17 protein-coding genes are annotated in these 16425 nt (G+C 63.5%); 10 read left to right on the forward strand and 7 right to left on the reverse strand.

The features are described 5' to 3' along the window. Nucleotides 1-56 precede the first annotated feature (56 nt). The 3 genes from QUV18_RS04690 to QUV18_RS04700 all read left to right on the forward strand — a co-directional run bounded on the left by QUV18_RS04690 (nucleotide 57) and on the right by QUV18_RS04700 (nucleotide 3537). Entirely contained in the window at nucleotides 57-722 is a 666-nt protein-coding gene (locus tag QUV18_RS04690) for a TRAP transporter small permease (RefSeq protein ID WP_300892273.1), read from the forward strand. Then, the gene (locus QUV18_RS04695) at nucleotides 722-2101 is read left to right on the forward strand and encodes a TRAP transporter large permease (RefSeq protein ID WP_300892274.1); all 1380 of its coding nucleotides are present in this window, start codon (nucleotides 722-724) and stop codon (nucleotides 2099-2101) included. The genes QUV18_RS04690 and QUV18_RS04695 overlap by 1 nt, the downstream gene beginning before the upstream one ends. A gap of 128 nt (nucleotides 2102-2229) precedes the next feature. After that, nucleotides 2230-3537, forward strand: a complete 1308-nt coding sequence (locus tag QUV18_RS04700) for an FAD-binding oxidoreductase (RefSeq protein WP_300892275.1) — start codon at nucleotides 2230-2232, stop codon at nucleotides 3535-3537. Between the two features lie 3 nt (nucleotides 3538-3540). Here the strand turns inward: QUV18_RS04700 and QUV18_RS04705 are convergent, their stop codons facing one another. After that, entirely contained in the window at nucleotides 3541-4017 is a 477-nt protein-coding gene (locus QUV18_RS04705; protein WP_300892276.1) for a MarR family transcriptional regulator, read from the reverse strand. 223 nt (nucleotides 4018-4240) lie between these two features. On the opposite strand from QUV18_RS04705, the gene ectA reads away from it, so the two are divergent. From ectA to QUV18_RS04725, 4 genes are read left to right on the forward strand one after another with little or no spacing between them, the layout of a single operon-like run. Beyond that, nucleotides 4241-4771: a diaminobutyrate acetyltransferase gene (gene ectA / locus QUV18_RS04710; RefSeq protein WP_300892277.1), complete on the forward strand. Its 531-nt coding sequence runs from the start codon at nucleotides 4241-4243 to the stop codon at nucleotides 4769-4771. A 49-nt stretch (nucleotides 4772-4820) separates the two neighbouring features. Then, nucleotides 4821-6113 (forward strand): diaminobutyrate--2-oxoglutarate transaminase, encoded by a 1293-nt coding sequence (gene ectB, locus QUV18_RS04715; protein ID WP_300892278.1) that lies wholly within the window; start codon nucleotides 4821-4823, stop codon nucleotides 6111-6113. Between the two features lie 4 nt (nucleotides 6114-6117). Beyond that, nucleotides 6118-6519, forward strand: a complete 402-nt coding sequence (locus tag QUV18_RS04720) for an ectoine synthase (protein WP_300892279.1) — start codon at nucleotides 6118-6120, stop codon at nucleotides 6517-6519. Between the two features lie 20 nt (nucleotides 6520-6539). Beyond that, nucleotides 6540-7976 carry an aspartate kinase gene (locus QUV18_RS04725; protein ID WP_300892280.1) on the forward strand — a complete coding sequence of 479 codons (1437 nt, stop codon included), beginning with the start codon at nucleotides 6540-6542 and terminating at the stop codon, nucleotides 7974-7976. Nucleotides 7977-8062: 86 nt separating this feature from the next. Here the strand turns inward: QUV18_RS04725 and QUV18_RS04730 are convergent, their stop codons facing one another. From QUV18_RS04730 to QUV18_RS04755, 6 genes are all read right to left on the reverse strand, one after another. Further along, complete coding sequence (locus QUV18_RS04730) at nucleotides 8063-8233, reverse strand: hypothetical protein (protein ID WP_300892281.1); 171 nt, start codon at nucleotides 8231-8233, stop codon at nucleotides 8063-8065. 15 nt (nucleotides 8234-8248) lie between these two features. Further along, entirely contained in the window at nucleotides 8249-9634 is a 1386-nt protein-coding gene (locus tag QUV18_RS04735) for an ammonium transporter (protein WP_300892282.1), read from the reverse strand. 290 nt (nucleotides 9635-9924) lie between these two features. Beyond that, the gene (locus QUV18_RS04740; protein ID WP_300892283.1) at nucleotides 9925-10155 is read right to left on the reverse strand and encodes a hypothetical protein; all 231 of its coding nucleotides are present in this window, start codon (nucleotides 10153-10155) and stop codon (nucleotides 9925-9927) included. A gap of 13 nt (nucleotides 10156-10168) precedes the next feature. Continuing rightward, a complete protein-coding gene (locus QUV18_RS04745) occupies nucleotides 10169-11599 on the reverse strand; it encodes an ammonium transporter (protein ID WP_300892284.1) in 1431 nt (476 codons plus the stop codon). Between the two features lie 414 nt (nucleotides 11600-12013). Further along, nucleotides 12014-12643, reverse strand: a complete 630-nt coding sequence (locus QUV18_RS04750; protein ID WP_300892285.1) for a dimethylsulfonioproprionate lyase family protein — start codon at nucleotides 12641-12643, stop codon at nucleotides 12014-12016. A gap of 115 nt (nucleotides 12644-12758) precedes the next feature. Beyond that, nucleotides 12759-13361 carry a dimethylsulfonioproprionate lyase family protein gene (locus QUV18_RS04755; RefSeq protein WP_300892286.1) on the reverse strand — a complete coding sequence of 201 codons (603 nt, stop codon included), beginning with the start codon at nucleotides 13359-13361 and terminating at the stop codon, nucleotides 12759-12761. A 290-nt stretch (nucleotides 13362-13651) separates the two neighbouring features. On the opposite strand from QUV18_RS04755, the gene QUV18_RS04760 reads away from it, so the two are divergent. The 3 genes from QUV18_RS04760 to QUV18_RS04770 are packed head-to-tail and all read left to right on the forward strand — an operon-like array spanning nucleotide 13652 to nucleotide 16420. After that, nucleotides 13652-14359, forward strand: coding sequence for a glutathione S-transferase (locus tag QUV18_RS04760; protein WP_300892287.1), 708 nt, complete (start codon nucleotides 13652-13654; stop codon nucleotides 14357-14359). Next, the gene (locus tag QUV18_RS04765) at nucleotides 14349-15572 is read left to right on the forward strand and encodes a Coenzyme F420 hydrogenase/dehydrogenase, beta subunit C-terminal domain (protein WP_300892288.1); all 1224 of its coding nucleotides are present in this window, start codon (nucleotides 14349-14351) and stop codon (nucleotides 15570-15572) included. The genes QUV18_RS04760 and QUV18_RS04765 overlap by 11 nt, the downstream gene beginning before the upstream one ends. Beyond that, entirely contained in the window at nucleotides 15569-16420 is an 852-nt protein-coding gene (locus QUV18_RS04770; RefSeq protein ID WP_300892289.1) for an ADP-ribosylglycohydrolase family protein, read from the forward strand. Before QUV18_RS04765 ends, QUV18_RS04770 begins: the two co-directional genes overlap by 4 nt. The last annotated feature ends 5 nt before the right edge of the window (nucleotides 16421-16425 follow it).

A 16425-nucleotide genomic window follows, 5' to 3' on the forward strand; every position in this document is an offset into this window, starting at 1 on the left:
GCCTGAATAGATCGGGCCCGTCCTTTTCGCAAGACACTTGCGGGAGGAGGGGACAGATGCAGCACGAACACAGCTTCGTGGACAAGATCGAGGAAACGGTGATCGCCGCGCTTCTCGGCCTGATGACGGTGGTGACGTTCTCGAACGTGATCGCCAGGTACGTATTCAACTCGAACATTCTCTGGGCACTCGAACTGACCGTGTTCATGTTCGGCTGGTTGGTGCTTCTGGGGGCTTCCTACGCCGTGAAGAAGCAAAGCCATCTTGGCGTGGATGCAATCATCAACATCGTCTCCGCCCCGGTGCGCAAGGCCATGGCGCTCTTTTCGATCGCCTGCTGCCTCGTCTTTTCACTCCTGCTTCTCAAGGGCGCGTGGGATTACTGGTCGGTCTATGCGGAACTGCCGCCGACCACCGGACGCTGGTTCCCGACCGGCTTCGAGACCGATTTCCGCGGTCAGGGCTGGTACGAGGTGCAGGACATCCCGATGCCCGGCTTTCTGCGCTTCCTCGAAGGGTGGATAAACTTCGACGAGGAATACGAGAAACTGCCCAAGGCCATCCCGTACCTCGTCCTGCCGCTGTCCATGGCATTGTTGACCTTCCGTTTTGCGCAGGCGGCCGTGCAGATCTGGCGCGGCAAGGTGGACCGGATCGTCGCCAGTCACGAGGTCGAGGAAGAGCTCGAACATGTTCGCGCCCAACAGGGGGAGCATGACTGATGGAAGTTCTTCTGCTTTTCGTCATGGTCATCGGCCTGCTTCTCGTGGGTGTGCCGATTGCCGTGTCGCTCGGGCTCAGCTCGATCATGTTCCTGCTGTGGTTCTCGAACAGCTCGCTGGCCTCGGTGGCGCAGACGCTCTTCAGCGCCTTCGAGGGGCATTACACCCTGCTGGCCATCCCCTTCTTCATCCTCGCCTCGAGCTTCATGACGACAGGCGGCGTGGCCCAGCGGATCATCCGCTTCTCGATTGCCTGTGTCGGCCACCTGCCGGGCGGGCTTGCCATCGCCGGCGTCTTCGCCTGCATGCTGTTCGCCGCGCTGTCGGGCTCGTCGCCCGCCACGGTGGTGGCCATCGGCACGATCGTCATTTCCGGCATGCGCCAGGTCGGCTATTCGCGGGATTTCGCGGCGGGCGTGATCTGTAACGCCGGGACGCTCGGCATCCTGATCCCGCCCTCCATCGTGATGGTGGTCTACGCGGCCGCGGTCGAGGTGTCGGTCGGTCGGATGTTCCTTGCCGGTGTCATCCCCGGGCTGCTCGCAGGTTTCATGCTGATGACGACGATCTACGTCATGGCAAAGGTCCGCAACCTGCCCAAGGGCGAATGGCAGGGCTGGGGCGAAATCCTCACTTCGGGGCGCGAGGCCGCATGGGGCCTTTTCCTCATCGTCATCATCCTCGGCGGTATCTACGGCGGTATATTCACCCCGACCGAGGCGGCTGCGGTCGCGGCGGTCTACGCGTTCTTCATCGCGTGTTTCGTCTATCGCGACATGGGCCCGCTGGCCCGGGGCACCGAGCGTGGCGGCAACCTCAGCCTCATCCGCAAGCCCTACGCCATCGTCACCGCGTTCTTCCACCCCGACACCAAGCATACGCTCTTCGAGGCGGGCAAGCTGACGGTGACGCTGCTCTTCGTCATCGCCAACGCCCTCATCCTCAAGCACGTGCTGACCGACGAGCAGATCCCCCAGCAGATCGCGGGCGCCATGCTGAACGCGGGCTTCGGGCCGGTGATGTTCCTGATCGTGGTGAACGTCATCCTCCTGATCGGCGGCCAGTTCATGGAGCCGTCGGGCCTTCTGGTGATCGTCGCGCCGCTGGTCTTCCCGATCGCCATGGAACTCGGGATCGACCCGATCCACCTTGGCATCATCATGGTGGTCAACATGGAAATCGGGATGATCACGCCGCCTGTCGGTCTCAACCTCTTCGTGACGTCGGGCGTGGCGGGCATGCCGATGATGAGCGTGGTGCGGGCGGCACTGCCGTTCCTCGCGGTGCTCTTCGTCTTCCTGATCATGATCACCTATATCCCGTGGATCTCGACGGTGCTGCCCAACACCTTCATGGGGCCTGAGATCATCACGAACTAGGAACGGGCCGGGCGCGAGGGTCAACACCGCGCCCGGCCCGCATTTCCCGCCCGGTTTGTCGCACTTGTGTCATGGACAAGCCGGTTGACCCACCCGATAGTCGGCCCGGTCAACGAGGGAAAACTCCCATGCAATGGAACGACGAATCCGAACCCGGCACCCCCTATTGGTGGAAGGTTCTGAACAACGACCCGGCAGATGATGCGCTGCCGCAAGACTGCGACGTGCTGGTCATCGGCGCAGGGTATGCCGGCCTTTCGGCGGCCATCGCCGCGCATGATTGCGGGGCGTCTGTCGTGGTCGTGGACAAGGCCGAGCCGGGGCAGGGCGCGTCGACCCGCAATGGCGGCATGCTGGGGGCGCATCCCCGGTTGGGCTGGAAGGCACTCGCCGACAAGTTCGGGCCACAGGTGGCGGATGCCCTCTTTGCAGAGGCCAAGCCGGCGCTCGACTGGGCAAAAGGGCTGATCGACCGGGAAGGCATCGATTGCGACCTGCAACAGACGGGCCGCATCCAGCTGGCGTGGACGAAAGAGCACTTCCAGAACCAGAAGACGCTGGCCCGCCAGGTCTCGGAAAAGAGCGAGGTGGAGATTGCTACCGTCGAACGGGACGCGCTCGGCCAGCATATCGAAACGCCCCGCTACTTCGGCGGCATTTTCTTTCCCGAACATTGCGGTCTGCACCCGGCCAAGTACCACCAGGGCCTGCGCAACGCTGTAACCCGCCGGGGCATCACGCTGACCGGCAACGCCGAGGTCACCGCGCTCGAACGCGCCGGCAACCGCTTCACGGTCACGACACCCAAGGGCACAGTGCGCGCGGAGAAGGTGATCCTCTGCACCAACGGCTACACGACACCCCTTTTTCGCTGGCACGTGGCGCGGGTCTTCCCGCTTCCCTCCTACCTGATCGCGACAGAGGAACTGCCGTCCAACCTGCTGGGCCACCTGGCGCCGGGCCGGCGCATGATGGTCGAGACCCGGGCCCGGCACAGCTATTTCCGCCTTTCCCCCGACGGCAAGCGCATCATCTGGGGCGGACGGGCCGCGATGCGCGAGATCCCGATGAAGCAGGCCGCGAAACGCCTGCGCGCGACCATGCTCAGTGTCTGGCCCGAACTGTCGGATGCCAAGATCAGCCACGCGTGGTGGGGCAATACCGGCTTCAGCTTCAATCACATGCCGCATGTGGGCGAAGACCGGGGGCTGCACTACGCGATGGGCTTTTCGGGATCAGGTACCGTCATGGCGCCCTATCTCGGGGCCAAGGCGGCCTATCGCGCGCTGGGCGATCCGCGAGGCGCGACTGCCTATGCCGACACGAGCCTGCGCCGTGACGTCCTGCACCCGTTCGCCAAGCCGCATTTCCTGAAGGCCGCGGATATCTGGTACCGGGAAGTGGTCGACCGGCTCGACAACGTGAAGGCCCGCTGACCCTCAGGCGCCGTTGCGCAACTCGCGGGAGTCGAGCACCGGCGAGGCATCGAGATTGGCGGCATTGAGCATCTTCGCCACCCGTTCCAGCGAGGCCACGATCATCGATTGCTCCCAGTCCTCCAACGCCTCGAAACGGGCGACGAACTGCTGTTGAAGCGCATCGGGCGCGTTGTCGACCGTCGCGCGGCCCTCTTCCGTCAGGATGATGTTTGTCTGCCGCCGGTCCGTGTTCGACTTCTCGCGCACCACCAGTCCCTTCTTGACCAGCTTGTCGACAAGGGCAGTCACCGTGGCCTGCGATACGATCATCCGGTGCGAAATTTCCGTGGCAGTGCAGCGCCCGCGCTCGGCGATCAACTGCAGCACCCGGAACTGCACGGCTGTCAGCCCGGCCGACTGGGCAAGGTCGCGTGCATAGGTGTCGGTCGCGCGAAGGATTCTGCGCAGGGCGATAAGGCAGGTATCAATGCGTTCCATGGACGACTCCGCAAGCTTTTACTTTACAGTCACATAATAATTATTTTTCGGCAATCCACGAAATTGCTTTGCTGAATGAAGCAAGAGCAATGATTTTATGTGCAAAATGCGCTGTTTTACCGTCCGCGCGCGACATTCTACTTCTGTTTGCTTTGCACCTTGAAGTTTGTAGTCGGGGAAACTACTTTAGTAATCAAAGCAAAACTGAGGAGACAGCAGACCGATGCGACACACGCTCGAACTGATCGACAAGGCGACGCCCTCGTTGCGAAAACCCGTGCCCGAAGACGGCGCGGATATCTGGTCGCTGATCAGGGCCTGCAAGCCGCTCGACGAGAACTCGATGTATTGCAACCTGATCCAGTGTGACCATTTCCGCGATACGTGCGTTCTGGCAGAGCTTGGCGGCAAGCCGGCGGGCTGGGTTTCGGCTTACGTCATGCCGAACGATCCCTCGACGCTGTTCGTCTGGCAGGTCGCCGTGTCTTCCGAAGCGCGCGGCATGGGCCTTGGCACGCTAATGCTCAAGAGCCTTCTGCAGCGCGACATTTGCAAGGATGTCGAGCGCATTCAGACCACCATCACGCGCTCGAACGCTGCCTCGTGGAAGCTGTTCCGCAAGTTCGCGAAACAGCAGGACGCGCGGCTTTCCTCGCAGGCCTATTTCGGTGAGGCCCTGCACTTCCGTGGAAAACACAACACCGAATACATGGTCACCATCGACCTCGCGGAAGAACTGAAGAAGGCAGCCTGAAGGGGCTGCCCGCCTTCCGCTTCAAATCCATCAAACCAAAGGACACGCCATGCCGACTGACACGTCAGCCGACAAATCTGTATTTGAACGCCGCGAATCAGAGGCGCGCAGCTACTGCCGCAGCTTCGACACGGTCTTCACGAAGGCCCTTGGCTCGGAACTCACCGATGCCGACGGCAAAACCTATATCGACTTCCTCGCCGGGTGCTCGTCGCTCAACTACGGGCACAACGACCCCGACATGAAAGCCGCGCTGATCGAGCATATCTCGGGCGACGGGATTGCCCACGGGCTCGACATGTACACGACCGAGAAGGCCCGTTTCCTGAAGGCATACGAGGACAACATCCTCAAGCCGCGCGGTATGGACCACAAGATCATGATGACCGGCCCGACCGGCACCAACGCCGTCGAGGCGGCGATGAAGCTTGCCCGCAAGGTCACCGGCCGGCGCAACATCGTGGCCTTTACCAATGGATTCCACGGCATGACCATGGGAGCGCTTTCGCTGACCGGTAATGCCGGCAAGCGCGGCGGCGCCGGTGGCGGGGCCCTGGGCGACGTCACGCATTTCCCCTTCGAAGGGGCACTTGGCGACGACGTCGACACGCTCGCCCAGGCCGAAATGATGCTCGACAACTCCTCGTCCGGCATTGATGCGCCCGCTGCGTTCATCTTCGAGCCGGTGCAGGGCGAGGGCGGTCTCACCGCCGCCTCCAAGGAATGGATGCAGGGCGTTGAGCGCCTTGCCCTCAAGTACGGCGCCATGCTGATCGTCGACGACATCCAGTCGGGCTGTGGCCGCACGGGCACCTACTTCGCCTTCGAGGAAGCCGGGATTGACCCGGACATGATCACGCAGGCGAAATCGCTTTCGGGCTTCGGCCTGCCGTTCGCCGCGCTTCTGATCAAGCCCGAGCACGACATCTGGAAGCCGGCCGAACATAACGGCACGTTCCGGGGCAACACGCACGCCTTCGTCACGGGCCGGGTCGCTCTGGAAAAGTTCTGGAAGACCGATGACTTCGCGAAAGAAGTTCAGGGCAAGAGCCAGATCCTGACCGAAGGCCTGCAAGCCATCGCCGACATCATCCCCGGCGCGCGCCTCAAGGGCCGCGGCCTGATGCAGGGCGTTGACGTGGGTTCCGGCGACCTGGCGGGCGACATCTGCGCCCGCGCCTTCGAGAAAGGCCTCGTGATCGAAACCTCGGGCGCCGACGACGAGGTCGTCAAGGTGCTCGCCCCCCTGACGACGTCGGAAGACACCTTCCGCAAGGGGCTCGACATCCTGCTCGAGGCAGCACGCGACGCCTCGGCATCCACAAAGATGGCAGCGGAGTAACAAAATGATTGTCAGAGATTTCAACGATATCGTCGAGAACCAGAAAGACCGCGTCGTTACCGACGCAGAATGGTCGTCGGTCAGGATGCTTCTGGCCGATGACAAGATGGGGTTCTCGTTTCACATCACGTTCCTGAACACGGGATCTGAGCATACGTTCGAATACAAGAACCACTTCGAAAGCGTGTACTGCATGTCCGGCAAGGGGTCGATAACCGACATCGCCACCGGGGAAACACACGAGATCAAGCCGGGCGTGATGTATGCGCTCGACAAGCACGACCGCCACGTCCTTCGGGCCGAGGAAGAGCTCGTCATGGCCTGTGTGTTCAACCCGCCGGTGACCGGCAACGAGGTACACCGCGAAGATGGCTCTTATGCCGCCGCGGAAGAGTTGGCGGACTGACCGCCGAAAGGAATAACGTCATGAGTTTTCCAAAGCATACCGTCGAGAAGATCGGCGGCACCTCGATGAGCCGCGTGGACGAGTTGCTCGACACGCTGCTGATCGGGGGGCGCGAAGGGTCCGATCTCTATCACCGCATTTTCGTCGTCTCGGCCTTCGGCGGCATCACCGACCTTCTGCTCGAGCACAAGAAATCGGGCCGACCGGGCGTCTATGGCCTTTTCGCCAATGACGACAACGATCATGGCTGGCTCGACGCGCTTTCTTCGGTCGGCGATGCCATGTGCGAGGCGCACCGCAAGGTGCTCAGCCATCCCGGCGATCAGAACATGGCCGACGAGTTCGTTCGTGAACGGGTGGAGGGGGCGCGTTCGTGCCTCTTCGACCTCCAGCGTCTCTGCTCCTTCGGTCATTTCCGCCTGTCCAGCCACATGCTGGTGATCCGCGAGCTTCTTTCGGGCCTGGGCGAGGCGCATTCGGCCTTCGTCACCGCGCTGCTGCTGCAGCGTAACGGTGTCGATGCCCGTTTTGTCGACCTCAGCGGCTGGCGCGACGAGGCCGAGCACACGCTGGAAGAGCGTATCGCGGCCGGGCTCGACGACATCGACCTGACCCGCGAACTGCCCATCGTCACGGGCTATGCCCAGTGCACCGAAGGGCTGATGCGCGAATATGACCGGGGCTATTCCGAGGTGACCTTCTCGAACATCGCCGCCCACACCGGCGCGCACGAGGCGATCATCCACAAGGAATTTCACCTGTCATCGGCCGATCCGGGCCTTGTGGGCGTCGAGAATGCGCGCAAGCTGGGTCACACCAACTACGACGTGGCCGACCAGCTGGCGAACATGGGGATGGAGGCGATCCATCCCAACGCCGCCAAGATCCTGCGCCGTGCCGGTATCACCCTGCGCGTGACCAACGCGTTCGAGCCGGGTGACCCTGGGACGCTGATCGACGAGGAGAAGGCCGAGAACCCCGGTGTCGAGATCGTCACCGGCCTCGGCGTGGTGGCACTCGAGCTTTTCGAACAGGACATGGTTGGCGTCAAAGGTTACGATGCGACCGCGCTGGAGGCGCTCAAGCGCCACAACGTCTGGATCGTGTCGAAAACGTCGAACGCCAACAACATCACGCATTACATCCAGGCCTCGCTCAAGACGGCCAAGCGCGTGATCCGCGAGATCGAGGAGGTCTACCCTCAGGCCGAGGTCACGGCGCGCGCCGTGTCGCTTGTGGCGGTCATCGGCCGCGACCTGACGGGCGAGCGGGTGCTGGGCCACGGCCTTCAGGCCCTGCACGAGGCGGGTATCGACGTCGTTGCCGCTCAGCAGACGCCGCGCAATGTCGATGTACAGTTCGTCGTGCCTCGCGATGCGGCCGACGACGCCGTGAAGTGCCTGCACGAAAGGTTCGTTTCGGGAAAGAGCGGGGCGGGGCTGGCGCGGGTGGCGTGACCGCTGCCGCATCTGCTCCGCTCTAAGAAGGCGCCCCGCTGGATGATGGCCAGCGGGGCGTCTCGTTTTTCAGCCATGATGCAGCTTTACTTGTGGCTGCGGTACTTTCCGGCTTCCGTCTTCTGGCCGAAGACCAGCGCCAGGATCGACATCACGATCGCGATGAACGAGAAGATCGCCGGGGCCGAGCTTCCGAGCCCCATGAAGATCGCGCCGGAGACGCCATCCCATGTCGGTGTGTCAAAGGGAAATCCCATTCTTAAGTCCTCCTGTTACTTGGATGCCGGGGGCGATGCCATGATGCCCTCGGGATAGGCCTGTGCCGGCACCTTGACGGTGTCGAGACCGGCGATTTCAGCAGCTTCCGGAACGCGCAGCATGCCGACCAGTTTCAGGATCAGCGAACAGCCGTAGCCGGTGATGAACCCGATCGCGACGAATACGACCGTGCCCACGAATTGACCGATGAAGCTGACCGTCGGGACGCCTTCGCCCAGAAGGGCAGGGTAGCCGCTGGCGAAGATCCCCAGGATCAGCATGCCGAAGACACCCATCACGCCGTGCACGGTAACCGCGCCCACCGCGTCATCGATGCCGAAGCTCTCGATGAAGGTCGCCGCCGGTTTCAGCATCAGGCCCGCCACCATGGCGATGATGAAGGTAAGCGAGGGGAAGTAGATATCGACCCCCGACGCCACCGAGATCAGGCCGGCCAGCGCCCCCGACATCATCCAGAACGGATCGCGCGTCAGCGACCAGGCCCCGATGATACCGCCCGCGACACCCATAAGGATGTTGAAGCTGAGCGCGCCGAGGTTGGTTGGCGTGCCGTAGATCGTGGTGAAGTTTCCACCCCACGACCAGCTTTCGCCACCCACGACGAGACACCCCATCAGGAAGCCCCAGAAGCCCACGACGATGAGCATGAGGCCGGTCGCCGTAAAGGGCATGTTGTGCCCGGCGAGGTTGTTGGCCGTGCCGTCCTCGTTGAACTTGCCGATCCGGGGGCCGAGATTGATCAGCACGCCGAGAGCGAAGAAGGCCGCGACCGCGTGGACAAGCCCCGCCGCGCCGAAGTCATGCACGCCCCATTGCTGGATCAGCCAGCCGTCGGAATGCCAGCCCCATGCCGCTGCCAACGTCCAGCTGAACCCGCCCAACACGATGGCGAGGATCACGAACCCGACCGTCTGGATGCGCTCGATGACCGCGCCCGAGAAAATCGAAGCCGTTGTCGCCGCAAACAGCGTGAAGGCACCCCAGAAGACGCCGTCGATCTGGTCCTCCGTGTTCGGGCCCATGTAGGCGGCCGCCTCGCCCCAGGCGAGCGCGAAGCCATTGGCATATTCCGCACCCGAAATCCCGTTCGGGCCAGCCGAGAGGGTAAATCCGGTGGGGAACGCCCAGTAGACCCACCACCCGAAGAAATAGAAGGCGGGGATTACGAAAGCGAAGGCCAGGATGTTCTTGACGCCCGAAGACAGGGCGTTCTTGGCGCGCGAGGCGCCCATTTCGTAGGCCAGAAAGCCTGCGTGAATGATGATCATCAGCGGGATGGTCAGGTAGTAATAGGTCTCCGCGAACATCGTGTTCGTCAGATTCCCCTTCGATTCAATGGCGGCCACCTTGGCCGCGAGTTCCGCGAGTTGCTCTTCCATGTGGGTCGTACCTCCGTACCATTGGTGGGCTTGCTTGCCGGCCCTTTTGGTTCACAATTGGTTCGTAAACCGTGTGAACGCTACACCAATGCTAAGCCAACACGAAATTTCAATGTTGCTGAAATAGAAGGCAAACAGGCTGAAAATGCAGGCATTGGTCGGGGCAAACAGGCTGTTTGCCGGGGAATATGCCTGTCATTCGGGGAGTTGCGTATGAAGGGGCCAATTGAACCAAAAGCGCCGGCCCAAGGGGCCGGCGCCATTTTTTTGTGCGAGTCTCGGGTGCGCGCCTATTCGCGCGCCTCCTCGTCGAAGACCCTTTCCAGCCGCTCCTTGCTGCGGGCGGCGGCCTCGTCCACCTCGAACTCCTTCTTCTCGATGCGCGCCTGAAGGATATGGAACAGCAGCCAGAAGGCCACGCCCAGAACGAAGAGGGTCACCTCCCATCCGACGCCCGGATAGACGGGGCCCAGTTGCGACAGGTCCGCGCCGGACCAGCTTTCGACGATCGTGGTTGACATTGTTACGTCCTCCTCAGGTCAGCAGTCCGAGGCGCTTGGCCTCTTCGATATCGGCTTCCGACACCGCGATGGCGTCGGCCTCCTCTCTCAGCTCCTCGCTCATGTCGAGCCCCACCAGTTCGACCGCGGGCGGAACGCGCAGCATACCCATCCCCTGAAGGATCTTCGACACGATCCAGGCCGGGATGAAGCCCAGCACGATGAACATGATGCATGCCCCGGCGAGCTGGCCCCACGGCGTGATCGAGGCAATCTCTTCGTGGTAGCCCGCCGTGGCCGGGTGGCCCCACAGCACGAAGCCGGCGATGATCAGGCCGATGAAGCCAGCATAACCATGCACCGCAACCGCGCCGACCGGATCATCGATCTTGAACGTCCGCTCGACCCAGAAGTGCAGCTTGTAGGCACAATAGGCGCCGACCGCGCCGATCAGCATTGCTTCGATCGGGTGGTACAGGTCATTCCCCGCCGAGGCGGTAATGACGCCGGCAAGGCCGGCCGAGTAGGTCCAGAAGGCCTCGCCTCGCGATACCACGTAGCCCATCAGCAACCCGCCCGACAGCGACATCAGGAAGTTGAAGACGATCGCCGAAAGGGTAGTGGGCGTCAGGTAGATGGTCGTCGCCGTGAACGTCCCTTCCGCGGCCCCGATAGCCCCCGAGCCGATGATCGGCACGTTGCAGGCCACGTAGAAGCCCCAGAAGCCGCAGTAGATCAGGAACAGCCCGATCGTCACCAGCCACTTGTTGTGAGGGTTGATGTTGCGCGGTGTGCCGTCGGGGGCGAACTTGCCGATCCGGGGCCCGAGCACGCATATGACGCCAAGGGCAAAGCCGCCCGCGATCGCGTGGATCACGCCCGAGGCATAGGCGTCGTGATAGCCCAGCTGCGTGACCATCCACCCGTCCGGGTGCCAGCCCCAGGCCGCGTCGATGATCCAGGTGAACGAGCCGATGACGACCGCCAGGATCCAGAAGGCCGAGGGCCGGATCCGCTCGATCGTGGCGCCCGAAACAATCGATGCCGCGGTCCAGCTGAACAGAAGGAACGCGGCCCAGAACACGCCGTTGAGCCGCGCCCAGTAGCCGTTGCCCAGGTCGGCGCCATAGCCCTGCGCCTGCGGGTCGTTCACGCCCGGCCCGCCAAGGTGCGTGCCCATCAGTTCGCCCCACGGCACGGCGTTGTCCGATTGCGTGAGGCCACCGGTAATGCCCGGCCCGTTGGGGAAGGCGAAGTAGATCCACCAGCCGAAGAAGAAGAAGGTGACCGTCACCAGCGGGATCAGCATGGTGTTCTTCATTAGGGTGTGGATGTGGTTCTTGTGCCGGGTCGCGCCGACCTCGTACATACAGAACCCGACGTGGATCAGGAACATGAGCGGTACGGTGACCCAGTAGTAAAATTCGGTGAATATCACCGTCAAAGCACCGATATCGGTATCCATTGACGTGTCCTCCCGTTCAGACATTCGGTTCGTGTTTACGGGGGTCTGATCTTCCGGCCCCCACTTTATCCGGACCAGTTTTGGTTTTCTTTTCGTGCCGTTCGCCGCACCAATTGTGGCCCAATGACGTTTCAACTCTGCATGAGTGATAGGCATGTTGCCAGATATTTCGGCTTTGGAATAGAAAAATTTTCACATGAGGAATAAAATTTTCGCTTGAGGGCTTGGTGGCTGTCGCAAACCCAAAATCCAGCCGTCTATCGTCTTCGATCCCTCGCACCTTTTTTTGCCTGCGGAACAAGCGAAATCAGTCGAACTGTCCGAATCTGCCGCGAAATTCAGCTGTTCAGACCCCGGCTTCGCAGTAGGAGCGGGGCGAGGCCGACCATTCGGCGCCTCGCAATTCCCCGGTGCTCAGGCGGCTGTCAGGCGTGGAGGGTCTGCCAACCCTGCGCCCCGCCAGTAGACCAGCGTCAGGATCGGCGAGTCGCTCGTGGTCATCGCGTGGGGCTGGTTCGCCGCGTGAATGCGTGTGGCCCCCGCGCCAAGCGCCTGGTCCTCTTCGCCATCGGCGTGAAACAGGGCCTTCCCCGACACGATGGTGTAAAGTTCTTCCGGCTCGTGCTGGTGGCGCGGATAGTAAAGGTTTGCCCCCCAGAACCCCACCGTGATCCGGGCATGATCCGTCAGGAAATGGCCCTCTGGACCGGCCAGTTCGAACCACCCGAAGCGCTGAAGGAAATCCGCGCCGACCTCGTCCTCGGTATAGGTCAGCCGCCACTCGGCGAAGGGAGCCACCGCGAGAATCGCGTCTCTGAGGGCGCGGGATGCCTCCGAAGCCGCGCCGGGGTCATGCACCATGTGTGCCAGCCCCGGAATCTGTACCGCTTCGCGCGAGACATACACCAGGTCTTCCGGCCACGGCGCAAAACCCTGCTGGACGGGGCAGGTTGCGTGCCAATCACGCGCCGCCAACAACGCCAAGTCGAACAGCGCCCGGATGTCGTTAGCATCAAGAAGCGGGGAAGGGGCGTCGATCAGCATCCGCACGGCTCCGACAGGGAAAAGACGTGGGTCCTGCATGCCAGAACCTGTCAGCGCGGTCTTTTCCGTTCGCGGCACCGTGACGGCGCGAACGGACCAGTGGCGCTTTCATCCGTCAGATCGGCGGGTCCGTTTCCGTCCAGACCGGCTTCTTTTCAACGTCACCCTTCCAGACCACGTAAGCCACGAGCGGCGCGTCATGCGTGGTCAGGGCATGTGGCGCGTTCTCGGGGTGCAGCGCCGTTTCACCGGCCTCCAGCCGGCGCGACGGCTGGCCTTGCAGATGAAACTCGCCCCATCCGGCCAGCACCAGGTAGATCTCCTCGGCCGGATGGTGGTGCATCGGGTAATGAAACCCCGGTGCCTGGTAGACCAGGAAACTGCGCATGCCCTCGGCCCCCAGCACCGTGTCCCGGCCCACCACCTCGAAACTCCCGAAATGGGCGTGCAGCGTCTCTCCGAACGCCGTGTCGCGATAGGTGTCGCGCCACTGTGCGCTGCGCGCGGCGGCCATGGCGCTTTGGTGGAAGACCTGCAGAGCGGGCAGGGTGGGCAGCGCCGTCTGCCCGAGCATGGCATCACAGAGCGGGTCGTGCTTCGCATCACAGGCCCGCGCCGTCACCGGATCGGGGAAATCGCAGAAGTCCGACAACGCTGGAACGTCGCGGTGAAGTGCTCTGGTCGCCTCCAGCAGGGCCTGCCAAGTCGTGTTCAACATGCGATTCCCGTTCATTTGCCGTGTTGCCACCGTTATGCCGCCCCGTCTCAGCGCTGCAAAGTCTCTCCATCCGGGTCTCGGCGGATTTCCGGTTGCGCTTCGGCGGGGCAGACGGTTTACCAGTGACGGCAAAGACACGCCGGTTCCTTGGGCCGTCGAGAAAGCGGGGATCCTGGTCCGGGGAGGCCGAACGAGCAACGAAGGGCTGCAATGCCACTTTGAAATGGATGCAGACCGAGGTTCCTCGTTGCCGCCGCGCTCTTCCCGGCAACATTGATGAAAGGCAGACCATGGCAGACTATACCCTCTACTACTGGCCGCTGCCCTTCCGGGGCCAGTTCATTCGCGCCGTGCTGGCATATGCCGGCAAGACATGGGACGAGCCCGGCATAGACGCCATCACCGACGTCATGGGCGCGAAAGTCACCGACCAGCCACTCCCCTTCATGGCACCGCCGTTGCTGGTCGACCACGGAGCCGATACCGCCATCGCCCAGATGCCCGCCGTACTTGCCTATCTGGGCACGACCCTCGACCTGATGCCGCAAGCCCCCGAACCCGCGGCCCTCACCCACAAGATCATCGCCGACGCCAACGACGTGCTCGACGAGGTCACCCGCTTCGGCGGCCGCTCCATGTGGAACCACGACGAGTGGGACAGCTTCACCGAAGACCGTCTGCCGCGCTGGGCACAGATATTCGAGGCAACGGGCCACGCCCACGGGTTGAAGGCCGACAGCGGCCACATGCTGGGCACCGACGCCCCGGGACTTGCCGACCTGGTCACCGCCACGCTCTGGTTCACCATGACCGCGCAGCTTCCGGAATTGCGCCCTCTGGTCGAGGCGCACGCGCCGCATGTCCTGTCACTCGGAAAGCGCATCATGTCCACCGACGATTTGGCAGCCATGCGCGATGACACCGACACCCGCTTCGGCCATGCCTGGTGCGGCGGGCAGATCGAGGCATCGATCCGCGAGATGCTCAATGCCGAATGACGGGCGGCAGCCCGCCTCGGTGCACGAGGTCGTCGAGCACGGGCTCTGCATCGGCTGCGGGTTGTGCGAGGCGCTGGGCCCCGACCGCTGGAAGATGACCATGACAGCGGAAGGGCGCCTTCGACCGGCGCCGCTCGGGCCGGAAGACCCCGCCGCCGATGCGGCCATTCTGGCCGCCTGTCCCGGCACGGTTGCCGAAGCCACCGCAGACGGCCCGAAAGAAGACGATGTCTGGGGCCGCTACGTCCATATGGGAGAGGCCTGGGCGGGTGATCCGGAAATCCGTTTCCGCGCCGCCACCGGCGGGGTGTTGACGGCGCTGGGCATGCATCTGCTGAAAAGCGGCAAGGCTCGCTTCATCCTCCATTGCTCGGCTGACCCGGCTCACCCCGTCCGCTCTCGCTGGGTGATGAGCGAGACGCCCGAAGAGGTGGCCCGCCGCTCCGGCTCCCGCTACGGGCCCTCCGACACGCTGGCCGGGCTGGAGGCTGCGTTGGCCCGCGGTGAACCTTTCGCCATCATTGCCAAGCCCTGCGATGCCGGCGCCGTGCGCGCCCGCGCCAAGGCCGACCCAAGGCTCGAGAAACTGCTGGTCGCGGTGCTGGTCATGGTCTGCGGTGGCGCCTCCGATCTCGGGAAGTCGTGGATGCTGCTCGACGAGTTGGGCGTGGCCGAGGAGGAGGTCACGGTCTTCCGCTACCGCGGCTATGGCAACCCGGGCCGCGCCCGGGTGGAAACCAGCGACGGCCGTGCCTATGAGCGCACCTATGACGAGCTCTGGGGCGACGAGGCCGGCTGGCGGATCCAGACCCGCTGCAAGCTCTGCCCGGACGCCATCGGAGAGGCCGCCGATATCGCCGCCGCCGACATATGGCCCGATGCCCAGCCCGAGGGCGAGGATGCGGGGTTCAACGGCGTCATCACCCGTACATCCACCGGCCAGCGGCTCATGCAGGCCGCGGTCGAGGCCGGCGACCTCACGCTCGGCAAGGAACATACGCCCCGCGACTACGACCATTTCCAGCCCCACCAGGTGAACAAGAAACGCGCCATGGCCGCCCGCCTGCGCGGCCTGTCCCGCGCGGGCTGGCCGGTCTACTCGCACAAGGGCCTCCGCCTCGACACGCTCGACGCGGGCGACGATGCGGAAGAGCAGGGCGCCCATGACCGTGCCCTCTCCGGCCGGTTCTCCGAGAAGCTGCCGCGGCCATGACCCAGACGGGAAAGCCCTTCTCGCAGGACCAGGCCCGGGGCATGCTGATCGGCCTCGCGGTGGGCGACGCGCTGGGCACCACGCTGGAATTCCGCGAACGCGGCACGTTCGAACCGGTCACAACCGTCACCGGCGGCGGCCCCTTCAAGCTCGATCCCGGCCAGTGGACAGACGACACGTCGATGGCCATGTGCCTGGCGCAGATGCTTCGCTCCGCGAACGGCTGGGACCCTGAAGACGCCATGAAGCGCTTCGTCAACTGGCGTCGCCACGGCTACCTCTCCTCGACCGGTGTCTGCTTCGATATCGGCGTCCAGACGGCCGAGGCGCTCGACCTCTTCGAGAAGACCCGCCATCCTTATTGCGGCCCGACGGACGAGGCGAAATCCGGTAATGGCGGCATCATGCGGCTGGCGCCCGTGGTGCTGGCCTACGGGGCACAGGTCGACAGCGCCATGGCCGTCGCCCAGATGCAAAGCCGCCTGACCCATGCCAGCCCCACCTGCATGAAGGCCGCGGCCAGCATGGCCCGTTTCATGGTTACCGGCGACACGTCGCTGCTGCCGCGTCCCGACGCGCCACCCGATGTGGCCAGCGGGTATGTCGTCCACACGCTCCACGCGGCCTTCTGGGCGCTGACGCAGGGCGACACGTTCCGCGACGTGCTGCTCGCCGCGGTCAACCTCGGCGGTGATGCCGACACGGTCGGCGCCGTAGCGGGACAGCTCGCCGGGCGTATCTACGGTTACGAGGGCATCCCGGCCGGCTGGCGCGCGGTGCTCCATGACCACGACAAGATCCTGACCGCCGCAGACGATCTTTACGTCCTGCGGCCCATAGATGTGTGACGGAG

It is taken from the genome of Roseovarius sp., from assembly GCF_030373445.1.
Taxonomy (GTDB): domain Bacteria; phylum Pseudomonadota; class Alphaproteobacteria; order Rhodobacterales; family Rhodobacteraceae; genus Roseovarius.

Excerpts from the sequence above, each read along its gene's own strand:
- QUV18_RS04720 (WP_300892279.1), top strand. The coding sequence starts at position 6,118 with ATGATTGTCAGAGATTTCAACGATATCGTCGAGAACCAGAAAGACCGC.
- QUV18_RS04750 (WP_300892285.1), bottom strand. The coding sequence starts at position 12,643 with ATGCTGATCGACGCCCCTTCCCCGCTTCTTGATGCTAACGACATCCGG.
- QUV18_RS04760 (WP_300892287.1), top strand. The coding sequence starts at position 13,652 with ATGGCAGACTATACCCTCTACTACTGGCCGCTGCCCTTCCGGGGCCAG.
- QUV18_RS04765 (WP_300892288.1), top strand. The coding sequence starts at position 14,349 with ATGCCGAATGACGGGCGGCAGCCCGCCTCGGTGCACGAGGTCGTCGAG.
- QUV18_RS04740 (WP_300892283.1), bottom strand. The coding sequence starts at position 10,155 with ATGTCAACCACGATCGTCGAAAGCTGGTCCGGCGCGGACCTGTCGCAA.
- QUV18_RS04695 (WP_300892274.1), top strand. The coding sequence starts at position 722 with ATGGAAGTTCTTCTGCTTTTCGTCATGGTCATCGGCCTGCTTCTCGTG.
- QUV18_RS04730 (WP_300892281.1), bottom strand. The coding sequence starts at position 8,233 with ATGGGATTTCCCTTTGACACACCGACATGGGATGGCGTCTCCGGCGCG.
- ectB (WP_300892278.1), top strand. The coding sequence starts at position 4,821 with ATGCCGACTGACACGTCAGCCGACAAATCTGTATTTGAACGCCGCGAA.
- QUV18_RS04755 (WP_300892286.1), bottom strand. The coding sequence starts at position 13,361 with ATGTTGAACACGACTTGGCAGGCCCTGCTGGAGGCGACCAGAGCACTT.
- QUV18_RS04700 (WP_300892275.1), top strand. The coding sequence starts at position 2,230 with ATGCAATGGAACGACGAATCCGAACCCGGCACCCCCTATTGGTGGAAG.
- QUV18_RS04735 (WP_300892282.1), bottom strand. The coding sequence starts at position 9,634 with ATGGAAGAGCAACTCGCGGAACTCGCGGCCAAGGTGGCCGCCATTGAA.
- ectA (WP_300892277.1), top strand. The coding sequence starts at position 4,241 with ATGCGACACACGCTCGAACTGATCGACAAGGCGACGCCCTCGTTGCGA.
- QUV18_RS04690 (WP_300892273.1), top strand. The coding sequence starts at position 57 with ATGCAGCACGAACACAGCTTCGTGGACAAGATCGAGGAAACGGTGATC.
- QUV18_RS04705 (WP_300892276.1), bottom strand. The coding sequence starts at position 4,017 with ATGGAACGCATTGATACCTGCCTTATCGCCCTGCGCAGAATCCTTCGC.
- QUV18_RS04745 (WP_300892284.1), bottom strand. The coding sequence starts at position 11,599 with ATGGATACCGATATCGGTGCTTTGACGGTGATATTCACCGAATTTTAC.
- QUV18_RS04770 (WP_300892289.1), top strand. The coding sequence starts at position 15,569 with ATGACCCAGACGGGAAAGCCCTTCTCGCAGGACCAGGCCCGGGGCATG.
- QUV18_RS04725 (WP_300892280.1), top strand. The coding sequence starts at position 6,540 with ATGAGTTTTCCAAAGCATACCGTCGAGAAGATCGGCGGCACCTCGATG.